This is a genomic window from Desulfonatronospira sp., assembly GCA_003563255.1.
GTDB lineage: Bacteria > Desulfobacterota > Desulfovibrionia > Desulfovibrionales > Desulfonatronovibrionaceae > Desulfonatronospira.
Genome location: PWSL01000015.1, coordinates 1 through 6054, shown reverse-complemented (window position 1 = coordinate 6054; position 6054 = coordinate 1). Strand labels below are relative to the sequence as shown.

Below are 6054 nucleotides of genomic sequence, written 5' to 3'. Positions count from 1 at the left end.
CTCTGCGTGGGAACATCTTCCGGACGCTCCGCGTCCATTAATGATCCAGCACTCACTTTTGAATACTATTTTTTCTGGTATTTCTCCATTGCCAAAAGTGAGTGCTGGATCCAGATACGCTTCCACGCAGAGCGTGGGAGCAAAGAAAAGCTTCCGTGTCCTTCCGTGTGTTCAGTGGGCAAAAGCTCTTGGCTTTCTTTGAAAATGAAGCAACATGTTGTTCCGAAATTTGTGCTAAGCGCCTAAAAAGTTGGCGGCAAAAGAGCCAGTCCCCCGAGGTAAATAAATAAGTTTCGCTGTAGTGGTAAAAATTTCTCTGATAATCCGTGTACGTCAACGGTGGGTTCAGAACAACTGCCGGCAGCAAACGCAGGCAGAATAGCAGGCAGCAGGCTGCCCAAGAGGTGAAGATAAATGGATGACGAAACCTTGCAAATGTATGTAGAAGAATCCAGGGAACATCTGGAAGACATTGAAAGCGATCTTTTAAAAATTGAAGAAGCTGGTGAAGATGTCGACCTGGACCTGGTAAACAAGGTTTTCAGGGCGGCGCACTCCATGAAAGGCGGTGCCGGGTTCCTTGGCTTGATAAACCTCAAGGAACTGGCTCACAAGATTGAAAATGTCCTGGATATGATCCGCAACATGGAGATAACCCCCAATCCGGAAATCGTCAACATCATCCTGCTGGCCTTTGATAGGTTGCGGGAGATGGTGGATAATATCCATGAAAGCGAAGACATGGATATCTCCGAGCATGTGACCGCCTTGACAGGTATTACCACTTCCACAATGGACGATGATGAAAAGGACAGTGTTATCAGGGAGATCTCCGTCCAGGACCGTTCAGGACGCGAGATCTTCAGTTTACCCGAGTACGATTTTAAGCAGGCATTCAAAGGTGGCAAATTTGTTTATCTGTTGGAATTTGACCTGATTCATGATGTACACCGGAAGGATCAAAAGCCTCTGGATCTGGTTAAAGATATGCAGTCCACCGGGGCAATACTTGATCTGAAGGTGGACCTGGAGGCTGTGGGCAGCCTGGAAGACGAAATATTCAGCAATAAAATCCCTCTGTTTGTCCTTTTTTCCTCCATAATTGAGCCTGAGATCATTACCAGCCTGTTTGCCGTACCCAGTGAGCGAATAATCCAGGTGGATGCCTCAGTAGTCCAATCCGGGGATAAACAGTCTGCTCAGCCGGAAGAGCAGGATTACAGCCGAATGGATGAAACTGGTGAAGAAGAAGCAGGCCGTGAAGAAGATGAGTCATCTTATGAGCTGAATCTTGAAGGCCTGAACATTGAGCCTGGAGATGATGCTCCAATTGAAAAACCCAAACCGGACTTTCAAGAGGAGCAAATAAGTGCTGCAGCACCTGTTCCCAGGCCAACACAGAAGAAAGAATCCCAGACTGAAAAGAAACAGCCATCCAAGGATAATATGTCCAGGGATAAGCCCGACGCCCAGCCCCAGACCTCTTCCATGCCGGAATCCCTCCGGGTAAACGTGGGCCTTCTGGAAAACCTCATGAACCTGGCCGGTGAGCTGGTGCTGAGCCGCAACCAGCTTATGCAGGCCATTTCCACCCAGGACGAACAGACTGTAAACCTTGCAGGACAGCGCATCGATCTGGTGACCTCGGAGCTGCAGGAAGCCATCATGCTCACTCGAATGCAGCCGGTAAGCAATGTTTTCAACAAGTTTCCCAGAGTGGTCCGGGACATGTCCCAGAGCCTGGGCAAGGATATTGAACTGCAGCTGGAAGGCAAGGAAGTAGAGCTGGATAAGACCATTATCGAAGGCTTGTCCGATCCCTTGACCCACCTGGTGCGCAATTCTGCGGATCACGGCATAGAAAAGCCCGACGAGCGTGTCACCAGAGGCAAGCGACCCCAGGGCAGGATAGTGCTCAAGGCCTTTCACGCCGCCGGACAGGTCAATATCGAGATTATTGACGACGGCAAGGGCATCCCTGTGGACAAAATTGTTGAAAAGGCTCTGGACAAGGGCCTCATCAGCGAAGAGCAGGTCCGGACCATGACCGACAAGGATAAGGCCCAGCTGATATTTTTGCCGGGACTGTCCACTGCGGAGCAGATCACCGACGTTTCCGGGCGCGGCGTGGGCATGGATGTGGTCAAGAACAACCTGGACCGCCTGGGGGGTCAGGTGGATATCGACACAGAAGAGGGGAAGGGGACATCCATCCGCATCAAGCTTCCTCTGACCCTGGCAATCATCCCCAGCCTGCTCATTTCTGTAGGCAACGAGCGCTTTGCCATTCCGCAGATCAATGTGGATGAACTCATTCAGATTCCCGCCAAACAGGTACGGGAAAAAATCGAGGTGGTCGGAGACGCCCAGGTTCTCATTTTGCGGGGGGAGCTAATCCCACTGGTGGGACTGTCTGAAATTCTGAAGATCGATCAGAAGGACCACCGGTCCAGGGCCAAGGTGACCTCCATAGAATCCGCCAAGTCCAGAAAGAACAAACAGGGCAAGCAGGCAGAGTCTGGTTCAGAGACCAGTGAACAGGGCAAATCAGGCGGTGAGGGCACCGCCCTGGAAAAAGAGGTCATTGAAGCCAGTAAATGGTGCATTACCGGAGAGGAAGACATTAATATCGTTGTGGTATACTCCGGGGCCTTCAAGTACGGCCTGGTGGTGGATAAACTTCATGACTCCGTGGAGATCGTGGTCAAGCCCCTGGGACGGCATCTCAAGGGGTGCGAAGGATATGCCGGGGCCACCATCATGGGGGACGGGCACGTGGCCCTTATTCTGGACGTGGTCGGTATGGCCAGACTGGCTGAGCTTTCATCCATGGCCGGCACGGAAAAGGCCCAGGAACTTGCCCGGGAACAGGAGGTCCGCAAGGAAGCGGACCTGCACAGCCTGTTTCTTTTCAACAACGGACCCCATGAACACTGCGCCGTGCCCCTGGACCTGGTGGCCAGGGTAGAGCTTATCAAGGCAGATGATATTGAGGTCACCGGAGGGAAAAAGGTTATTCAGTACCGCGGGGGGGTCCTGCCGGTATTCGCCCTGCACGAGGCAGTCAACGTGGAGCACCTGGAACTGAAAGGCGAAATGGTGGTCATTGTTTTCTTCATGGCCGGGCACGAGATCGGTCTTCTGGCCTCTCAGCCGGTGGATGCCAGGGAAGTCCAGGTGCAGATCGACGATTTCACCCTGAAGCAGACCGGCATTACCGGCTCTGCAGTGCTGGACGGGTATACCACCTTGATAGTTGATATTTACGAACTTATGGAAACCCTGAACCCGCAGTGGTTTGAAAAGCGCGAAATAGTCCAGCCCGAGACTCCTGAGGGTGGCAGCAAAATATTGCTGGTGGAGGATTCAGACTTTTTCCGTTCTCAGGTCAAGAAATTCATAGAAAACGAGGGTTACGAGGTGACCACTGCCGAGGACGGGGAAGTGGCCTGGCAGTACATGCAGGAAAACCCCCATGAGGTGCAACTGGTGGTCACGGACTTAGAGATGCCCAACATGGACGGGTTCGAGCTTACCGAGCATATCAAGAACGATGCCAGGTTTGCGCACCTGCCGGTTCTGGCCCTGACATCCCTGGCCGGGGAAGAGGACGTGGCCCGGGGCAAACAGGTGGGCATAGACGACTACCAGATCAAGCTGGACAAGGAAAAGCTTCTGCAAAGCATATTCAATTTTTTAAATAAAAAAGCAGCCTAATTTCTGGAGGAAAGCATGAAAAACATTAAGCTAAGCGTCAAACTCATCGGGGGATTTCTTATTGTGGCCCTGATCACCCTGGTTGTCGGCCTCATTGGCTGGAGAGGGGCTACCAATCTGGGAGGACATATTGAAGAGGTGGGCGAGGTGCGCCTGTCCAGCGTGCAGAGTCTGCTTCAGGCTGAAGTGGCTCTTGAGGAAATGACACTTGCTCAGCGCACCCTTATGTCCCCGGACCTGGAAATGGACGAACGTCAGGAAAGAATGGGCAATTTTGAAAGGGCCAGAGAGCATTTTTACGAAAGATGGGAATTTTTCCTCACCCTGCCGGCCACTGCAGAAGAGGAGAGGCTCTCATCCCGGCTTGAGCAGGAACTTGCCGACTGGGCGGAACTGAATGTACAGTGGCAGGAAATGACCCGGGAGTTCGAGTCCCTGGAGATACTTAATCCGGTGCTGCTGGTTTCGGACTTTCGCCTTTTCCGCGGAGATCACTACTCTGCCATGGTGGATGTAAACAATTATATCACAGCCGGGGAGACATTTGAGGGTATGGATGACCCGGAGACCTGCAATTTCGGTCTGTGGCTGCAGGATATGGATTATGACAACCCTGATCTGCTGGCAATGCTTAGGGCCATGACCAATCCGCACAACCAGTTTCATGCTGTCATCAGAAGCATACAGGACGCCCTGCTCGAGGGCGACACGGAAGAGGCTGAAAGGTTGTACCAGGAGGAAATGCAGCAATATGCAGATCAGGTGTTCGGGCATTTCAACGATATTCTGGATTTTGCCGCTGACGCAGATGCCTTGCGTGATGAGATCAACGCTCTGGTTCTGGGGCCTATCCAGGTTGAAGCAAGCGAAGCTATAGAGATACTGGATGAATTGGTGTCCATGAATATTGAAATTTCGGGTCAGGCAGTGGCGGATGCCGAAGCCGATGTGAGCCAGGCCCAGTGGCTGATAATCCTGGGTATGGTTCTGGGGACCATCCTGGCGGTCGGACTTGGAACGATCCTGACAATCAGCATAACCAGACCCATATCCAAGGGCGTGGAATTCGCCAAGTCCATGGCTGAGGGAGATCTGTCCCAGACCCTGGATATAAATCAGAAGGACGAAGTGGGAGTACTGGCCAAGGCCTTGAACGACATGGCTGAAAGCCTGCGCAAGATGTTTGGAGACATAAGCAGCGGGGTGGAGACCCTGGCCTCCTCGTCCACAGAGCTGAACTCCATCTCCGATGACATGGCCAAACGCTCTGAAACCACGGCTTCCAAGGCCAGCGGAGTAGCCACTGCAGCTGAAGAGATGAGTTCAAATATGAGTTCAGTGGCTGCAGCCATGGAGCAGGCGGCCACCAACGTAAACACAGTGGCCACTTCTTCAGAGGAGATGAGCGCTACCATTGCGGAAATCGCCCAGAACACCGAAAAGGCCAAGGAGATCACCGGCAATGCAGTAGAGAAGTCCAAAACCAGTTCACAGCGGGTGGACGAACTCGGCAGCGCGGCCCAGGAGATCAGTAAGGTCACCGAGACCATCATGGCCATCTCTTCGCAGACCAACCTGCTGGCCTTAAACGCCACCATCGAGGCGGCCAGGGCCGGTGAGGCAGGCAAGGGATTCGCCGTAGTGGCCAACGAGATCAAGGAACTGGCTCAGCAGACTGCCAAGGCCACGGACGAGATCAAGGAGAAGATCGACGGCATCCAGAACGCCACAGGACTGACTGTAAGCGAGATTCAGGAGATCAGCCGCATCATCGATGACATCGACTCCATAATCGGCACCATTGCAGCTTCGGTGGAAGAGCAGAACGCAGCCACCCGGGACATTGCTGAAAACGTAGGGCAGGCTTCCCAGGGCATCCAGGAGGTCAATGAGAATGTAGCCCAGACCTCGACAGTGGCCGGGGACGTGGCCAAGGACATTACAGAGGTGAACACAGACGCCGGCGAGATGAGCAATTCCAGCGCCCAGGTAAGGCAGAGCTCGGATGAGCTTTCCCAGCTGGCGGAAAAACTCAAGGAACTGGTTTCCAGGTTCAAGATCTAACTGCCGGGAGAGTTTGAAATCAGAAAGGGGAAGGTCAAAGGACCTTCCCCTTTTTTGTGGCCTGAAGCCGTCAAGCAGTAAGGGATTAGAAAAATAATGATATACCGCCATAGTGATGCTTTGCCCGCAACAATACAGAGAAGAGTTTTTGCTCTTGTTCCCAGGCTCCAGCCTGGGAACACCATTTTTTTGTGGCTCCAGCCACATTTTGAAGAAGCGGCTGGAGCCGCAAGAACTAAACGTTCCCAGGCTGGAGCCTGGGAACGAGGGGTG

At 52.9% G+C, this 6054-nt stretch carries 3 protein-coding genes; all 3 read left to right on the top strand.

The genetic code is table 11. The annotated features are described in order from the left end of the window. Nucleotides 1-202: hypothetical protein (locus QZP87_RS00545; protein ID WP_291320977.1), on the top strand; the 202-nt coding region annotated here is incomplete at its 5' end. A gap of 212 nt (nt 203-414) precedes the next feature. After that, entirely contained in the window at nt 415-3717 is a 3303-nt protein-coding gene (locus tag QZP87_RS00540; protein WP_291320976.1) for a chemotaxis protein CheW, read from the top strand. 15 nt (nt 3718-3732) lie between these two features. Beyond that, on the top strand, nt 3733-5781 hold the full coding sequence (locus tag QZP87_RS00535) for a methyl-accepting chemotaxis protein (RefSeq protein ID WP_291320975.1): 2049 nt from the start codon (nt 3733-3735) through the stop codon (nt 5779-5781). The last annotated feature ends 273 nt before the right edge of the window (nt 5782-6054 follow it).